Origin of the sequence: Erythrobacter sp. WG (assembly GCF_026586795.1) — a bacterium.
Taxonomy (GTDB): domain Bacteria; phylum Pseudomonadota; class Alphaproteobacteria; order Sphingomonadales; family Sphingomonadaceae; genus Erythrobacter.
This window is the reverse complement of sequence record NZ_JAPFGY010000022.1, coordinates 41953-58373: the sequence shown is the minus strand read 5'-3', so window position 1 is coordinate 58373 and position 16421 is coordinate 41953. Positions and strand designations below refer to the sequence as shown.

The window sequence follows — 16421 nt, the reverse complement described above, 5'->3', positions numbered from 1 at the left end:
CCCGTGCGCCAGGCGCCGCTGCCCGCGCCGTCGACCGCCCTGCCCGCCCGCGCCGCGACGGGCTGGATGGACCTGCCGCTGACCGCCGGCACCTGGACCTATGCCGCACAGGGCCGGCGCACCGAGGCAAGCTTCCTGGGCGCCGGGCGCGCTCCGCTCGCCCGGCTGCGCTGCCTCGGCGAAAGCGGGCGGATGGTGCTGTCCCTGCCGGAAAGCGGCGCGGTCCGCCCGGTGGTGACGATCCGCACCGAGACGGCGACCCGCGCGCTCGCCGCCCAGACCGCCGAGCGCGAGATGACCGTGACGCTCGAGGCGCGCGACCCGCTGCTCGATGCGATGGCGCTCTCCAAGGGGCGTTTCGCGGTGGAGAGCGAGGGGCTCGCGCCGCTCTACCTTCCGAGCTGGGCCGAGGTCAGCCGGGTGATCGAGGATTGCCGCTGAGCCTCGTCATTGCGAGCCGCAGGCGAAGCAATCCATGGCTTGACGCCGCGCCCGCGGGCTAGGGCAGGTGATGGATTGCCGCGCCGCCTCTGCGAGGCGCCTCGCAATGACGATGAGGGGGCATCGGTCGCGCAGCGACCGCGAGCGCACGCGGGCACGCGGGCACGCGGACGGACGCTTCCGATTCTCCCGCAGTTTTCCACAGGCTTGCCCCCAGCCTGTCCACACCTGCGAGGCGGGCATGAAAAAGCCCGGGGTTGCCCCCGGGCGGACAGCCTGCACGAGGCTTGCGGCGAAGCGCGATTATGACGCGGGAAAAGTTTATTACAAGTCTTGTCGCGCGCCACAGCCTCCATCACATTGCACGCGAGGCCAGCGGCGAACGCGGTCCTCGGCCCCCGGTGAAACGGCAGGGTCTTGGCACACTAGCGCGAAAGGAGGTGATCCGATGTCTCATGGTTCAGCAGAGAGGTCGGCAAGTTTCCGCGCGAGGCACTACCGGTAATTCATTACCTCTAGAGGCTTCGTGAGCGGCACTTCCTGGCCGCTGACCATGAAAGGGCGTTTCCACCGACGGGCTGGAGGCGCCCTTTTCATTTCTTGTTTAGCGCTCGCCCATCCGGGCGAGCGTCCTCGGCGAGCCTCCGGCGCTTCGCGCCGGATCGCCTGCGGCTCGCGCGCGTGCGCTCGCGGTCGCGTGCCGCGACCGATCCAGCGCAGCCAGTGAGGTTGGGTGCCTCCTGATCCTTCCCTTCAGGGGAGGGGGACCAGCGAAGCTGGTGGAGGGGCGGGCGAGGCTTGTCCAGGCAGCCGCCGCCGGTATCGAGCCCATGACGCCCATCCTGCCGCAGGCGATCCCTTCGCCCTGCCCGGGAGGATGCTTGCCCTTCGGCCACCGCCGGACTAGGCGCGTCCCATGCACTTCACCCGCCTCCCCCACCCCTCGCCCACGCCCGATGCCGCCCGCGAAGCGCTGATCGCCGACCCCGGCTTCGGCACGGTCTTCACCGATCACATGGTGGTGATCGACTACGACGAGGCGCTCGGTGGCTGGCAGACGCCGGTGCTCGGCCCGCGCGAGGCGATCCCGCTCGATCCCGCGGCGGCCGTGCTCCACTACGCACAGGAAATCTTCGAGGGCCTGAAGGCCTATCGCCACCCCGACGGTGGGCTCGCCCTGTTCCGCCCGCAGGCCAACGCCGCGCGCTTCAACGCCTCGGCCGAGCGGCTCGCCATGCCCGCCCTGCCGGAGGAGCTGTTCCTCGGCGCGATCAAGGCGCTGCTCGAGGTCGACGGCAACTGGTATCCCGCTGTGGAGGGCGGCGCGCTGTATCTGCGACCCTTCATGATCGCGACCGAGGCCTTCCTCGGCGTGCGCCCGGCCAAGCGCTACAAGTTCATCGTCATCGCAAGTCCCGCCGGCAACTACTTCAAATCGGGCGCCAAGGCGGTGAGCATCTGGATCTCGGACTACACCCGCGCCGCGCCCGGGGGCACGGGTGCGGCCAAGTGCGGGGGCAATTACGCCGCCAGCCTCGTTCCCACCGGCCAGGCCTTCGCCAAGGGGCATGACCAGGTGCTGTTCCTCGACGCGGTCGAGAAGCGCTGGGTCGAGGAGCTGGGCGGCATGAACCTGTTCTTCGTCTTTGCGGACGGCACCGTCATCACCCCGCCGCTGACCGGCACGATCCTCCCCGGCATCACCCGCGAGAGCCTGATCGCGCTGATGGGCGAACGGGGCCTGACGGTGCGCGAGGAGCCCTACGCCATCGACCAGTGGCGCGAGGATGCGGCGAGCGGCCGGCTCGTCGAGGTGATGGCCTGCGGCACGGCGGCGGTCGTCACCGCGGTCGGCAAGGTCGCGGGGCCCGACGGCGAATTCACCATCGGCGCCGGCGGCATCGGCCAGACCACCGCGGCCCTGCGCGAAGCCCTTGTGGGCATCCAGACCGGCCGCATCGCCGACACCCACGGCTGGGTGACGCGGGTCTAGGGCCATGCCCGTGCGCGTCGCCGCGCTCTACCGGTTCACCGCCTTCGCCGACCCGGAGGCCCTGCGCACGCCCCTGCTGGACGCCTGCGAGGCGCATGGGATCAAGGGCACGCTGCTGCTCGCGCGCGAGGGGATCAACGGGACCATCGCTGGCCCGCCCGAGGGTCTGGAGGCCGTGCTCGCGAAGATCCGCGCGCTGCCGGGGTGCGGCGAGCTCGACGTTAAGTTCTCCGGGGCCCCCGCCATGCCCTTCGGCAAGATGAAGGTGCGGGTGAAGCGCGAGATCGTCACCATGGGCGAGCCGGTCGATCCGACGCTCGTGGTGGGCCACTACGTCGATCCGCACGACTGGAACGCGCTGATCGCCGATCCCGAGACCCTCGTGATCGACACCCGCAACGACTACGAGGTCGCGATCGGCACCTTTGCCGGGGCGGTTGACCCCGCGACGCCCTCCTTCCGCGACTTCCCCGCCTGGTTCCGCGCGAACCGCGAGGCGCTGCTCGAAGGCAAAACCAAGGTCGCCATGTTCTGCACCGGCGGCATCCGCTGCGAGAAGTCCACCGCGCTGCTCCGCGCCGAGGGGGTGGAGGAGGTGTACCACCTCAAGGGCGGCATCCTCAAATACCTCGAAGCGGTGCCAGAGGAGCAAAGCCTATGGCAGGGCGAATGCTTCGTATTCGACGAACGCGTGAGCCTTGGTCATGGCCTCGCGCAGGGCACCCACACCCGCTGCCAGCCTTGCGGGCGGCCTTTTCCTGCGGGCGGCGCCTGCCCGGTGTGCGGCCCGGCCGCGGCGTGAGCGCGCGTCCCATCCTCTATTCCTTCCGCCGCTGCCCCTATGCGATGCGGGCGCGCATGGCGCTGTGGGTGGCGGGGATCGCGGTGGAACTGCGCGAGGTCAAGCTCGCAGCCAAGCCACCCGAACTGGCCGCTGCCAGCCCCAAGGCGACGGTTCCGGTGCTGGTGTTACCCGGTGGAAAAGTTATCGACCAAAGCCTTGAAATCATGCGCTGGGCCTTGGCACAGGCCGATCCCGAAGGCTGGCTCGCGGGCGATGATCCGGCGCTGATCGCGGCGAACGACGGGCCGTTCAAGCACCATCTCGACCGCGCCAAATATCCGGATCGGTACGCTGCCGACGCGATTGATCACCGCGCCGAAGCGCTCGCCAAGCTGCGGCCGCTCGAGGAGCGGCTGGCAGCCCATGCCCAGCTGTGCGGAGAAAGCCGCAGCATCACCGACATCGCGCTCTTCCCTTTCGTCCGCCAGTTTGCCGCAATCGACCCCGCATGGTTCGCGAGCCAGCCTGTGCCGCGCCTTGCCGCGTGGCTCGAAGGCCACTGCGCGAGCGATCTGTTCGCCGCCGTCATGCCCAAGTTCGCGCCTTGGGCCGAGGGCGATGCGCCGGTGCTGTTCGGCCCATGATCCGCCTGCGCGCGCCTTGCCGCAGCGCTTGAACGCCCGGTTACACGCTGATATCCTGTGTGAATATGACAGGAGCCTGGCCCGCAATCAAAGCGATGTCAGCGGTCGCTGCGCTCATCGCCGCAGCGGCCACCTGCCTTGCCGGCTGGTGGCTGGGCACGGCTAGCCTCAGCTGGATCGAGGCGCACCGCGAGGCAGTCGCCCTAGTCCAGCCGTGGGTGTTCCCGGCGATCCTCGCGCTGATTGCGCTTGGCATGATGCAGCGCCGCAACGGGGCAGGCGCCTGATGCCCGAATGGCTCGATCCGTCGCTGTGGAGGCAGGCGCTCGCCCCGTGGCGGTTCGAGCTGCTGCTGGCCGCGACCATCATGAGCCTTGCCGACTACGTCACCACGACGATGTTCGTGCGGCGGGCCGGGCCAGAGCTCGAAAGCAACCGCCTGCTGCGCTGGATCATGGAACGCTACGGAATTCGCGGATTGTGGACCTTCTGGGCAATTGTCTGGACGATTGTCTGGTTCGGCGGCCTGTTCGGTGCCTCGACGCTGGCCGTCCTGACGCTCATGCACGGTGCGGCTGTCATCAACAACCTGTTCGTGCTGCGCAGCCTTGCCCGCGAGGACTATGCCGAAGCCTGACGAGACCTAACCACCCAGCCCCGCCCTGAACGCATCGACCAGCCAGCTCGCCGCCGGGCCGAGGCGGGTATCGCGCCGCCACAGCGCGCTGAGGCGGTAATGCGCGCCGGGCTTCTCCGGCAGGTCGAGCTCGACCAGCGCGCCGCTCGCAAGGTCGCCCGCCACCATCGCGCGCGGCATATTGCCCCACCCCAGCCCTTCCCTCAGCAGCGCGTGCTTGGCCCCCAGATCCCCCAGCCGCCAGGTGAGCGGGGAGAGCACCGAGAATTCGCGCCCCTCGGTCAGCGGGGATCGGTCGGTCAGCACCAGTTGCAGGTGGCGGCGGCTCTCCCCCGGCGCCGCCCCGGCGCGCGCCAGCGGGTGGGCGGGCGCGGCGACGGGGATCAGGTCGATCTCGCCCACCGCCTGGCGTTCGAGCGCGGGGTTGTCGCCGATCACCGGGCCGCCGATCGCAAGGTCCGCGCCGCCCTCGATCAGGCAGGCGGCGACTGCGCCGAGCCCTTCGATCCGCAAGGTCAGCGCGCAGGTCGGGAAGAAGCGCCGGAATTCGCCGAGCACGTGGGCGGTGACGTCGCCGGGCACCATCACGTCGATCACCAGCGTCAGCGCGCTTTCCAGCCCGGCATGGAGCGAGCGCGCCTTGGCGAGCAGCGCATCGGCGCGGTCGGCCACGGCCCGCGCCTCGGCGAGCAGCCCCTCACCCGCCGGGGTGAGCACCGGGCGGCGCGAGCCCTCGCGCGCGAACAGGGTGAGCGCCAGCGCCGCCTCGAGCTGCGCGATGCCGTAGGAGATCGCCGAGACCGCCCGCCCCATCGCCCGCGCCGCTTCGCCGAAGCTGCCGTGGTCGGCGACGGCGATGAAGATGCGCAGCTGATCGAGAGTGGGGTCACCGAGTTTCATGTGCGTCTGTCCTTTAAATGGTCCCGACCACCCACCCGCGCGCAGGCCAGAGGCCTCCACCCACCTCCGCTCGCCTCGAGCGAAGTCGAGAGGCCTTGGCAATGTGTCTCGACTTCGCTCGACACGAACGGAAGCGGCGCATTGCGCCCGGACGCCTTGTTCAGATATCCTGAACATCTTGGCAAGTTTTATCGCACTTATCCGCACGAACCGGCTGGCCTATCTGGCGTTCACACACTCATACGAGGAGACACGCCATGATCGAACTGCGTCCCTTCAACACCCTGGGTGCCGCCAACCACGGGTGGCTCGATGCGCACCACCACTTCAGCTTCGCGGGCTACCATGATCCGGCCCGGGTCCACTGGGGCGCGCTCAGGGTCTGGAACGACGATGCGATCGCGTCCAAGTCGGGTTTCCCGCCGCACCCGCACAGCGACATGGAGATCATCACCTATGTCCGCGCCGGGGCGATCACGCACCGCGACTCGATGGGCAACGAAGGCCGCACCGAAGCGGGCGACGTCCAGGTGATGAGCGCCGGGAGCGGCGTCACCCACTCGGAATACAACCTCGAGGACGAGGAGACCCGGATCTTCCAGATCTGGATCATCCCCGATGCCCGCGGCGGCCAGCCCAGCTGGGGTGCGCGCCAGTTCCCCAAGGACGACCGTGCGGGTGCCTTCGTGCCGCTCGCCAGCGGCGTGGCGAATGATGACGACGCTCTGCCCATCCGTGCCGATGCGCGGGTGCTGGGCGCGACCATCAAGGCGGGCGAAAGCGTGACCTACATGCCCCGCTCGGCCGACCGCCACCTCTACCTCGTGCCTGCCACCGGCAGGGTGCGGATCGGTGAAGTCGAAGCGGTCGCCCGTGACGGCGTGGCGATCACGCAGCTGGCCGAGGTGACCATCACCGCGCTCGAAGACAGCGAGGTCGTGCTGGTCGACGCGGCGTAAGCCCTAACTCCCCCTCCCGCTCGCGGGAGGGGGTCGGGGGGTGGGAATGCGGAACAGGCCCACCCCCAACCCCTCCCGCAAGCGGGAGGGGAGATTGCCCCTCTCACCCCAAGGAGCCATCCCATGCGCAACATCCTCTTCATCACCGCCAGCATCCGCCCGGACGCCGAGAGCGTCTCGCGCCAGCTCGGCCAGAACATTGTCGACGGCCTCGCCGCCAGGACCGGCGCGGGCGTCACCACCCGTGACCTCGCCGCGAACGACCTGCCTTTCGTGAGCGCCGAAAGGTTCGCCGCCAACCTCACGCCCGCCGCCGATCGCACGCCGGAGCAGGCCGAACTCGCCGCCATCGCCGACACGCTGATCGCCGAATTGCAGGCCGCCGACACCATCGTGATCGCGAGCCCCGTCTACAATTTCGGCCCGCCTGCCACGCTCAAGGCCTGGGCCGATCTGGTGGCGCGCGCGGGCACCACCTTCCGCTACACCGCGAACGGCCCCGAAGGGCTTCTCAAGGGCAAGAAGGCCTACCTCGCCATCGCCACCGGCGGCACCCCGGTGGGCGCGGAGTTCGACTTCATGAGCCGCTGGCTGACCTTCTTCCTCGGCTTCCTCGGGATCACCGACGTGGACATCGTCGCCGCTGACGGCATCATGGGCGTCGATGGCGAGGCGAAGATCGCCGCCGCCAGGGACGCCGCGCTGAAGCTCGCCGCCTGATCGCGGCACCATGGGCGGGGGGCGGACGACAAGGGTCGCACCGTCCCCCACCCAACTCGATTCTGACCTACACCTTGGGCCGCGCGAGCCAGGACTTGAAGACCGTGCGGCTCGGGCGGATGACGATGATCGCGACCCCCGTCAGCGCCATCGCTCCGCCGACGATCAGCGGCCAGTGGATCGTGTCGCCCGTCAGCCAGGTCCCGAAGGCGATGGTGAGCAGCGGGGTCAGCAGTGTCAGCGGGACGATCAGGTTCGCGTCGTAGCGCTGGAACAGCATGAAATAGGCCGAATGCGCGCCGACCGAGACGATCACCCCGGCAAACAGCACGCAGCCCGCCACCGCCAGCGGCGCGGCCTCGATCGCGGCGATCTGGCCGGTCTCCAATGCCATCGTCGCGGGCAGCATGACGAGCAGCGAGGCGACCCCCGCCCAGGCCTGAAGGGTCGCAGCGCCGATATCGAGCCGCTTGACGAAGACCGAGGCGAAAGCGCCGATGAGCACGCCTGCGAAGGCAAAGCCGAGCCCCACCGGGTCGCCCGCCTCCGACGGCGCGCCGATCGCGAGGCCCACGCCCCCAAGCGCCAGCGCCATCCCGATCCCGCGCCGCCAGCGCACTTCCTCGCCGAGGAACAGGATCGCGAACAGCACGGTCAGCGGCGCGCCCGAGAGGTTGACGATCCCGACCGCCGAGGGGCTCGCGGTCTGGAGGCCGATGAATTGCAGCCCGAAGCTCCCCCCGGTGATAGCGAAGCCGATCAGCAGCACCAGCGGCAGGCGCTCGGGCCGCCCGCGCAGCAGCAGCGGCACCAGCACCGCCACCACCGTGGCCGAGCGCAGCACGGTGTAGAACAGCGGCGGCAGGTCAAGCGTCGCCACCGCGATCTTGCTGACCACGATATTCATCGCCCAGGCCACGTTGCAGAACAGCATGATCCCGAGCGCGGAGAGGGGGAGCGATCTGGGCATCAGGGGGTAAGGTCGCGCGCAATCTCGTCCGGCAGGCCTTCGCGCAGCTCCTCGCGCCACACGGTCGCGACCGCATCGGACGGCGCGCGCCAGTCGCCGCGCGGGCTCAGGGCGCCGGCCGAGGAGACCTTGGGCCCGTTGGGCAGCGCCGAGCGCTTGAACTGCGAAAAGCCGAAGAAGCGCGCGCAGAACTTGTCGAGCCAGCGGGCGATGGTGGGAAGATCGTAGGCGTTCTTGCGGGTTTCCGGAAAGCCCGCAGGCCACATTCCCGCGCCCGCTTCCTTCCACGCGTGCCACGCCAGAAAGGCGACCTTGGAGGGGCGCTGGCCGAAGCGGATGATGTGGTGGAGGAAGAAGTCGTTGAGTTCGTAAGGGCCCACGAGGCTCTCGGTCGATTGCACCTGCCCGTCCTCGCCCGGCGGCACCAGTTCGGGGGAGATTTCGGTGTCGAGCACGCCGCCCAGCACCGCCGAGCATTCCTCGCAGAACTGCCCCGTGCGGATCACCCAGCGGATCAGATACTGGATCAGCGTCTTGGGCACGCCCGCATTGACCCCGTAGTGGCTCATGTGGTCGCCCACGCCGTAGGTGCACCAGCCCAGCGCGAGCTCGGAGAGGTCGCCGGTGCCGACCACGAAGCCGCCATGCTGTCCGGCGAGGCGGAAGAGGTAGTCCGTGCGCAGGCCCGCCTGGACGTTCTCGAAGGTCACGTCATACACCGGCTCGCCGCCCCCTGTTTCATTGGCTGCGAAGGGATGGCCGATATCTTCCAGCATCTTGCGCGCAGCAGGGCGGATGTCGATCTCGCCCGCGGTGATCTCGAGCGCTTGCATCAGGCGGAGGGCGTTGCTCTTCGTCCCTTCCGAGGTGCCGAAGCCGGGCATGGTGTAGCCGCGGATCGTGGTGCGCGGCAGGCCCAGCCGGTCGCAGGCCTTGGCCGCGACGATCAGCGCGTGAGTGGAATCGAGCCCGCCCGAGATGCCGATGATGAGGCTCTTCGCCCCGGTCGACTGGATGCGGCGCATCAGCGCATCGACCTGGATGTTGAAGGCCTCGAAGCAGTCCTCGTCGAGCTTCTCGGGCCGGTCGGGCACGAAGGGGAAGCGCGCGACGGGGCGGACAAGGCCGATGTCGCCTGCCGCATAGCCGTGCTCGAATTCGATCCTGCGGTAGGAGTCCTCGGGCCGCCCCGCCCATTCGGCGGCGTCGGCGAAGGTCTGGTTGCGCATCCGCTCGGCGGCAAGCTTCTCGGTGTCGATGTCGACGATGCACAATTCGCCCGAGCGGTCGAAGCGTTCGGACTGCGCGAGCAGGCTGCCCATTTCATAGACCATCCCCTGCCCGTCCCACGCGAGGTCGGTGGTGCTCTCGCCGTGCCCGCTGGCCGAATAGACGTAAGCGGCGATGGCGCGGGCCGCCGAGGAGCGCGCGTGCAGGTGGCGGTCATCCGCCCGGCCGATGGTGACGGGCGACGCCGAAAGGTTGCACAGGATCAGCGCGCCGGCGAGTGCGGCCTGCATCCCCGGCGGGACAGGCGCCCAGAAATCCTCGCAGATCTCCACCCCGAAGCGGAAACCGGGGAGGTTCTCGGCGGCGAAGATCAGGTCGGTGCCGAAGGGCACTTCGCTCCCCGCGACGTCGATCCACAGGTCGGTGCAGCCGCGGCCATGGGCGAAGTGGCGCTTCTCGTAGAACTCGCGGTAATTGGGCAGGAAGCTCTTGGGCACCACGCCGAGGATCTGTCCGTGGGCGATCACGACCGCGCAGTTGTAGACCTTGTCCGCCCGCCTCAGCGGCGCGCCGACCACCAGCACGGGCGTGAGATCGGCCGAAGCGGCGACCACCTCGGCGATGGCCTCCTCGACCCGCTCGAGGATCGCGTTCTGGAGCAGCAGGTCGTCGATCGCGTAGGAGGACAGCGTCAGTTCGGGATAGACGACGAGATCGACATGGGCCGCGTGCGCCTTGCGTGCCTCGGCAAGCACGCCTCTGGTATTGTAGGGCACGTCCGCGGTGCGCGTGCAGGGGGTCGCGCTCGCCACGCGCACGAAGCCGTGTTCGTGCATGTCGTAGAAGGGGTGGGCCTCGGTCATCCGCGCAGGTTCTCCTTGATGGCGCGGCTGTAACCCGGCGCGCGGGTGCTGCCTAGGCCCTGCCCTTCAGTCCGCCTCGCCGCCGAGATAGTCGCTCGCCGCGCCGCATTCTTCCAGAAAGGCAATGAGCCCGCGCTCGGCCCGGCTCAGCCAGCGGGTCTGGCGCGGCAGCTTCAGCCCCGAGCGCCATTCCTCCTGTCCCTCGATGCGCTGGATCAGCGCCGGATGGATATAGGACTTGCGCGCGATCGCCGGGGTGTTGCCGAGATGCTCGGCGACGTGCTCGAGCATCTCCTTCAGCTTGATGATGCCCGGCCCCTGCACCAGCTTCTCGAAGGCGAGGCTGCTGGCATGGAAGGTGCGGAAATGCTTGGCGGAGAAATCCTCGCCCATCGTCTCGCGCAGATAGGCGTTGACGTCGGCGGAGGTGACGGGGTGGACCTCGCCCTCGTCGTCCTCGTAGCGGAACAGGTGATCGTCGCCCCCTTGGTCCGCGTCGGCGAGGTCCTCCATGCGCCGCACCGCCGCCGCCAGGTCGGCGTCTTCCACCGCCAGGTCGTGCTCCTTGCCGCCCTTGCCGACGAAGTGGAGCTTGAGCCTGCGCCGGCCGACTTCGGCATGATCGGCGCGCAGCGTGGTCGCGCCGTAGCTGTCGTTCGATTTGGCATATTGCTCGTTGCCGATGCGGATCGCCGACAAGTCGAGCAGCCGTACCACCGCGGCAAGCGCCCGCTCGCGCGGCACGCCGCGGGCGCCGAGGTCTCCCTCGACGCGCTGCCTGACCAGCGGCAGCAGCTTGCCGAAGCCCGCGCAGGCATCGTATTTCGCGCTCTCGCGCTGGACGCGGAAATCGGGATGGTAGCGGTATTGCTTGCGCCCCGCATCGTCGTAGCCGGTGGCGAGGATATGCCCGTTGGGTGCGGGGCAGAACCACGCATCCTTGTAGGCCGGCGGCAGCGCGATGGCGTTGAGGCGCTTTTTCTCGCGCGCGTCGCGGATCAGCACGCCGGCCGGATCGTAATAGGCCCAGCCCTTCCCCACCCGCCTGCGGGTGATGCCGGGCAGGGCATCGTCAACATAGACCAGCTTCTCCATCGCCAAGGAAATCCGGCGGGGGCCTGCAATGTTCCACCTTGCAGCCGTCCCCCTCGCGCGCCAGCTAGACAATCGCGACAGCGCGCGCTTCCCCCGCGCCGAAAGGAGACAAGCCGATGGCCGATGCGCCCTATGTTCCCCCCAAGGTCTGGAGCCCCGACACCGTCAGCGGCGGCCGTTTTGCCACCATCAATCGCCCCACCGCCGGGGCCCGCGAGGAGAAGGACCTGCCGGTCGGTGAACACCCCTTCCAGCTCTATTCGCTCGCCACGCCCAACGGGGTGAAGGTGACGATCATGCTCGAGGAGCTGCTGGAAGCCGGGCACACGGGCGCCGAGTATGACGCCTGGACGATCAGCATCGGTGACGGCGAGCAGTTCACCAGCGGCTTCGTCGCGGTCAACCCCAACTCCAAGATCCCCGCGCTTCTCGACCGCAGCGATCCCGCCGCGCCCTTCCGCGTCTTCGAGAGCGGCGCGATTCTCGTCCACCTCGCCGAGAAGTTCGGGATGTTCCTGCCCACCGATCCGGCCGCGCGGGCCGAGGTGCTGTCCTGGACCTTCTGGCAGGTGGCGAGCGGCCCCTTCATGGGCGGCGGCTTCGGCCACTTCTACGCCTATGCGCCCGAAAAGTACGAATACCCCATCAACCGCTACGCGATGGAGACCAAGCGCATCTTCGACGTCGCCGACCAGCGGCTCGCGCAGTCGCGCTTCCTCGGCGGCGACGAATACACGATCGCGGACATCGCCAACTTCCCCTGGCTCGCGCCCTTCGTGGCAGGGCAGATCTACAACGACGCCAACACCTTCCTGGCGATCCACGAATATCGCAACGTCGCCCGCTGGGTGGACGAGATCGCCGCGCGACCGGCGGTGCAGCGCGGGCGGATCGTCAACAAGGTGTGGGGCGACGAGGACACTCAGCTGCGCGAGCGCCACTCCGTAGCCGATTTCGCCGGCAAGCGGCTGGAGGCCAGCAAGCCCGAATGAACTTGGCGCGAGGGCGCGATCATTTATGCGCCCTCGCCCCCTTCACAACGCCGAAGGAGCCGCTATAGGCGCATCGTCTGCTGGGGCGTAGCCAAGCGGTAAGGCAGCGGTTTTTGGTACCGCCATGCGAAGGTTCGAATCCTTCCGCCCCAGCCATTCTCCTCAAAACACTGGCAAAGCCAGGTTCTTTCGTGGCAACTCCACGGAACCGCAGTTGTCCCCACCAACTGTCCCAACCAGCTGCCCCCAGGAAGGTGCGGACAGCAGACCTCGAGAGGGGTTTGCCCGATGACGCGTTCTGCCTTCTCAACCTCAAACGCCGCGGTACCGCCTACTGGTGGCGCCGCACGGTTTCCTTCGCCAGTTTCTCCCGACAGATTTTCCATAAGCTGTGAGTTCAGCCTCTTCACCAAGGAGCTGGACCTCGCCCGCGGATGAGCCGTGCAGCGGGGCTACAACAGACGCTTCCGCAAATAGTATCGGCGGTCCAGTCCGAGCACTCATCAAAGTGGTCAGAGAGGCGCCTGCCAAAGGCTACGCAAAGGTTCAGATCGCTGAAGTGGTATTGACTCTCATTCGCAATAAGGTCATTTGCCGGGCGTCTCGGCCGTGACCCCAGCAGGAAGCCCTTCGCGTGTATCTCAGATCGATCCTTGCCCTCTCCGCCGCCCCCCTTTCTCTGCTGGCAGTGCCCGCCGCGGCTGAGGATACCCTTGAAAGCGAAGCGGAAAGCCAGCAGCAGACCGGCCGCATAATAGTCACCGCCACCCGGACGCCCGTGCTGCAAGAGGAAGCGCCCGCGACCGTCACGGTGATCACCAGCGAGGACATCGCCGATCAGCTCGCTACCGACATCAAGGACCTCGTTCGCTTCGAACCCGGCGTCACTGTGCGCCGTGCGCCTGCGCGCTTCGGCGCAGCGATTGGCGCGACAGGCCGTGCGGGCAACGAGGATATCGCGATCCGGGGTATCGGCGGCAACCGCGTGCTGATCCAGGTCGACGGCATCCGTTCACCGCAAGGCTTCAGCTTCGGCCCCCAAAGCGCGGGGCGCGACGGTTTTGCCGATGTCAGTCTGGTCAAGCAGGTCGAGATCCTGCGCGGCCCGGCCTCGGCGCTTTATGGCTCGGACGGTCTCGCGGGCGCGGTCAGCTTCGTCACGGCCGATCCGGTCGATATCATTAAGGGCACACGCCTTGGAGGCTTCGTCTCGACCCAATATTCGTCCGACGATAACGAATTCGCCCACACCGCGACCCTCGCCGGACAGACCGGCAACCTTTCGGCGATCGTCGCCTACAGCCGGCGCGACTTCAACGAACTGGAGAACCGCGGCACCACCGGCGGCACCGGCCCGGCCCGCACCTTGCCCAATCCGCAGGATGGCAGCAGCGATGCCGTGCTTGCCAAGCTGGTATGGGACAATGGCCCGCACCGCATCCGTCTGACCGGCGAATGGCTCGAGAGCGCTGTGGCAACCGAGGTGCTGACCGGCCTCGGTCCGGCCTTCACGTTCGGTCCGCAACCAGTGTGGAACGTCGACGCTCTGAACGCACGCGATACCGCTGAGAGGAAGCGCGCCTCGCTGGACTGGACCTATGACGGCAACCCCGGGGACGTGATCGAATATGCCTTCCTCTCGGCCTATTGGCAGGACGCCGAGGATCGCCAGTTCGCTTTCGAGGAGCGCACCACCCTCACTGCCACGCCTGCGCCAGATCGTGAGCGGCTGAACACCTTCGAAAACCGCGTCTACGGCGCGGTCGGCGAGCTGCGCTCCGGCTTCGATCTGGGCGGGATGAAGCACCGCATTGCGCTGGGCGGGGACATCAGCTGGACCCGCCAGCAGGGCCTGCGCGACGGCACCTTCCCCGGGCGCGGCGAGAGCTTTCCCACGCGCGCCTTCCCTGTCACCGACTTCACGCTCGGGGGGCTGTTCGTTTCGGACGAGATCACGTTGTTCGATGGGACGCTGACGCTGTTCCCAGCGCTGCGCTTCGACTTCTACGACCTCAACCCGACCGACGATCCTCTGCTCGCCACCTTCGTGCCGCAGGGGCAGAGCGACAGCCGCCTCTCGCCAAAGTTCGGCGCGACGGTGAAGCTGGCGGCCGATGTGATCCTGTTTGGCAGCTACGCGCAGGGTTTCCTCGCGCCCACACCTTCGCAGGTGAACAACTTCTTCGAATTCATTGCGGGCGGCTACACCTCGATCCCCAATCCCGACCTGCGCCCCGAGACGAGCGAGAGCTTCGAGGCAGGCGCGCGCTATGTCGGCGAACGATTCTCGCTGCAACTGACTGCGTTCCGCGGCGACTACGACAATTTCATCAGCCAACAGGTCGTGCGCGGCGGCTTCACCCCGCAGAACCCGGCTATCTTCCAGTTCATCAACTTTGACAGCGCGCAGATAGAGGGCATCGAGGCGCGGGCAGAGATGAAGCTGGACAATGGCCTTACCGGGCGCGTTGCGATGGCCTATACCAATGGCGATACGATTGATCCGGTCGGAAGCCGCACACCGCTCGATACGATTGATCCGTTCAACATCGTCGGCAGCATCGGCTATCGCGATCCGCAAGGGCGGTTCGGGGGCGAGCTGATCCTCACCCACAATGCCCGCAAGCATGCCAGCGAACTGGAGCGCGCCGCCGACGGCAGCGACCTGTTCGTGCGGCCGGGGGCCTCGACCATCCTCGATCTCACCGCCTTCTATGCCGTCACCGACCGGCTGAAACTGCGCGCCGGGCTCTTCAACCTGACCAATGAAACCTATGCCCTGTGGTCTGACGTGCGGGGCTTGCGCACCGCAGACGCGGGGCTCGTGGACGCCTTCACCCGCCCGGGCCGCAACCTCAGCGTTTCGGCCAGCTACCGCTTCTAAACCCCGCATGGAGGACACTATGAACCGACTGACCAGGACCCTGCTCGCCTCCGGCCTTGCCGCGTTGGCACTGGCGGCCACGCCCGCCCCGGCTCTCGCCGATGGCCCGATCGTGCAATCCGCCGAGGCCGCCAAGGCCGCCTTCGAGGAGGACCGCAAGACTATCCTCGCCATGGCGGGCGACTTCAAGGTGACCTTCGACATGCAGGAATCGACCCCCTGGATGGAAGGTTACACCCCGCTCGAACGCAAGATTTCGGGCGGTTACGAAAGCGTCCGCGTAATCGAGGACACCGGCACGCGGATCGTGCTCCAGCACCTGCTCGTCACGGGCGACGCGGCCAACCCCTATGTCGTCAAGCACTGGCGGCAGGACTGGGAATATCAGCCCGCGCAGATCCTCGCCTTCAAGGGCGGCGATACGTGGGAGTTGACCCCCGTGCCCGAAAAGATGCGCGCCGGGCGCTGGTCGCAAACCGTGTATCAGACCGATGACAGCCCGCGCTATGCCGGGTGGGGCGAATGGGAGACGAGCCAGGGCATCCGCCGCTGGCGATCGAACTGGACGGCCCGCCCGCTCGCCCGGCGCGATGCGATCCGCAATCCCGTCTATGACCACTACATGGGCATCAACCGCCACCAGCTGACCCCGACCGGGTGGATCCACTGGCAGGACAACACCAAGATGCAGACCCCTGCGGACGGTGCGCGCGAGGCGAAGCCGGTCGTGCAGGAATATGTCCTCAACACCTATGAACGCTTCAACGGCTACAATGTCGCTGCCGCCGAGGCCTATTGGGAGCGCACCAAGGGCTACTGGAACGCGGTGCGCGGCAAGTGGGACGAGGTCGCCGAGAGCCATGGCGGCATCCGCATCGCGCAGGAGCCGAGCGCGGGCACAGTGATCGCCGGCGAGCTAATGACCCTCGCCGATCAGATCAAAGACGGCAAGCAAACCCCCGAGGCCGCCAGCGCCCGCGCGCTCGCGCTGATCGAGGAAGGGACTTCCCGCAAGGGCGGCTGATTGGGTCTGGAGGTGGACGGCGGAATGCGCACCATGTGCATCCCGCCGACACAGCGCGAAGCATCGTGAAGGGCAGGCACAGAATGGAGCAAATGGACCCACATAGGAACTGAAGCTGGAGCGCTTCCATCAACGGCGATCACGAGCAGGGTAAAGCGCTCGGTTAGTGTCCGGCCCTGACGAGGAGACGCACGAATGAAGCAAAGCAGGTTCAGCGCGGAGCAGATCCTCGCTGTTTCGAAGGAGCAGGACGCGGGGATGGCGAAGGCGGATGTATGCCGTCGT

Annotated in this window: 15 protein-coding genes, 1 tRNA gene and 1 pseudogene; 13 read left to right on the top strand and 4 right to left on the bottom strand. The window is 67.8% G+C overall.

Annotated elements, in window-relative coordinates:
* The 6 genes from OPU67_RS11815 to OPU67_RS11790 form a co-directional block, all read left to right on the top strand.
* The coding region (locus OPU67_RS11815) for a hypothetical protein (protein ID WP_267619739.1) at positions 1–441 on the top strand (441 nt) is incomplete at its 5' end.
* A gap of 916 nt (positions 442–1357) precedes the next feature.
* A complete protein-coding gene (locus tag OPU67_RS11810; RefSeq protein ID WP_267619738.1) occupies positions 1358–2434 on the top strand; it encodes a branched-chain amino acid aminotransferase in 1077 nt (358 codons plus the stop codon).
* Between the two features lie 4 nt (positions 2435–2438).
* Positions 2439–3236 (top strand): rhodanese-related sulfurtransferase, encoded by a 798-nt coding sequence (locus tag OPU67_RS11805; RefSeq protein WP_267619737.1) that lies wholly within the window; start codon positions 2439–2441, stop codon positions 3234–3236.
* Positions 3233–3862, top strand: coding sequence for a glutathione S-transferase (locus tag OPU67_RS11800; protein WP_267619736.1), 630 nt, complete (start codon positions 3233–3235; stop codon positions 3860–3862). The genes OPU67_RS11805 and OPU67_RS11800 overlap by 4 nt, the downstream gene beginning before the upstream one ends.
* Before the next feature lie 95 nt (positions 3863–3957).
* Complete coding sequence (locus OPU67_RS11795) at positions 3958–4149, top strand: hypothetical protein (RefSeq protein WP_267619735.1); 192 nt, start codon at positions 3958–3960, stop codon at positions 4147–4149.
* Positions 4149–4499 (top strand): hypothetical protein, encoded by a 351-nt coding sequence (locus tag OPU67_RS11790; RefSeq protein ID WP_267619734.1) that lies wholly within the window; start codon positions 4149–4151, stop codon positions 4497–4499. Before OPU67_RS11795 ends, OPU67_RS11790 begins: the two co-directional genes overlap by 1 nt.
* A gap of 6 nt (positions 4500–4505) precedes the next feature.
* Here OPU67_RS11790 and OPU67_RS11785 read toward each other — a convergent pair whose 3' ends face one another.
* Positions 4506–5399: a LysR family transcriptional regulator gene (locus tag OPU67_RS11785; RefSeq protein WP_267619733.1), complete on the bottom strand. Its 894-nt coding sequence runs from the start codon at positions 5397–5399 to the stop codon at positions 4506–4508.
* Positions 5400–5656: 257 nt separating this feature from the next.
* On the opposite strand from OPU67_RS11785, the gene OPU67_RS11780 reads away from it, so the two are divergent.
* Together OPU67_RS11780 and OPU67_RS11775 are read left to right on the top strand one after the other, a co-directional pair.
* Positions 5657–6358 carry a pirin family protein gene (locus tag OPU67_RS11780; RefSeq protein WP_267619732.1) on the top strand — a complete coding sequence of 234 codons (702 nt, stop codon included), beginning with the start codon at positions 5657–5659 and terminating at the stop codon, positions 6356–6358.
* 123 nt (positions 6359–6481) lie between these two features.
* A complete protein-coding gene (locus OPU67_RS11775; RefSeq protein ID WP_267619731.1) occupies positions 6482–7078 on the top strand; it encodes an FMN-dependent NADH-azoreductase in 597 nt (198 codons plus the stop codon).
* A gap of 67 nt (positions 7079–7145) precedes the next feature.
* Here OPU67_RS11775 and OPU67_RS11770 read toward each other — a convergent pair whose 3' ends face one another.
* The 3 genes from OPU67_RS11770 to OPU67_RS11760 form a co-directional block, all read right to left on the bottom strand.
* Positions 7146–8048 carry a DMT family transporter gene (locus OPU67_RS11770; RefSeq protein WP_267619730.1) on the bottom strand — a complete coding sequence of 301 codons (903 nt, stop codon included), beginning with the start codon at positions 8046–8048 and terminating at the stop codon, positions 7146–7148.
* Complete coding sequence (locus tag OPU67_RS11765; RefSeq protein WP_267619729.1) at positions 8048–10141, bottom strand: NAD(+) synthase; 2094 nt, start codon at positions 10139–10141, stop codon at positions 8048–8050. The genes OPU67_RS11770 and OPU67_RS11765 overlap by 1 nt, the downstream gene beginning before the upstream one ends.
* 66 nt (positions 10142–10207) lie before the next feature.
* The gene (locus tag OPU67_RS11760) at positions 10208–11236 is read right to left on the bottom strand and encodes a DNA topoisomerase IB (protein ID WP_267619728.1); all 1029 of its coding nucleotides are present in this window, start codon (positions 11234–11236) and stop codon (positions 10208–10210) included.
* A 116-nt stretch (positions 11237–11352) separates the two neighbouring features.
* Between OPU67_RS11760 and yghU the strand changes: the two genes are divergently transcribed.
* The 5 genes and pseudogenes from yghU to OPU67_RS16385 all read left to right on the top strand — a co-directional run.
* A complete protein-coding gene (yghU, locus tag OPU67_RS11755; protein ID WP_267619727.1) occupies positions 11353–12228 on the top strand; it encodes a glutathione-dependent disulfide-bond oxidoreductase in 876 nt (291 codons plus the stop codon).
* Between the two features lie 81 nt (positions 12229–12309).
* Positions 12310–12384 (top strand) — tRNA-Gln (locus OPU67_RS11750).
* Positions 12385–12916: 532 nt separating this feature from the next.
* Positions 12917–15112 carry a TonB-dependent hemoglobin/transferrin/lactoferrin family receptor gene (locus OPU67_RS11745; RefSeq protein ID WP_267619726.1) on the top strand — a complete coding sequence of 732 codons (2196 nt, stop codon included), beginning with the start codon at positions 12917–12919 and terminating at the stop codon, positions 15110–15112.
* Between the two features lie 19 nt (positions 15113–15131).
* On the top strand, positions 15132–16136 hold the full coding sequence (locus OPU67_RS11740; protein ID WP_267619725.1) for a DUF6607 family protein: 1005 nt from the start codon (positions 15132–15134) through the stop codon (positions 16134–16136).
* A 195-nt stretch (positions 16137–16331) separates the two neighbouring features.
* Positions 16332–16391: pseudogene (locus OPU67_RS16385) on the top strand (hypothetical protein); the annotation flags it as partial.
* Positions 16392–16421 lie beyond the last annotated feature (30 nt).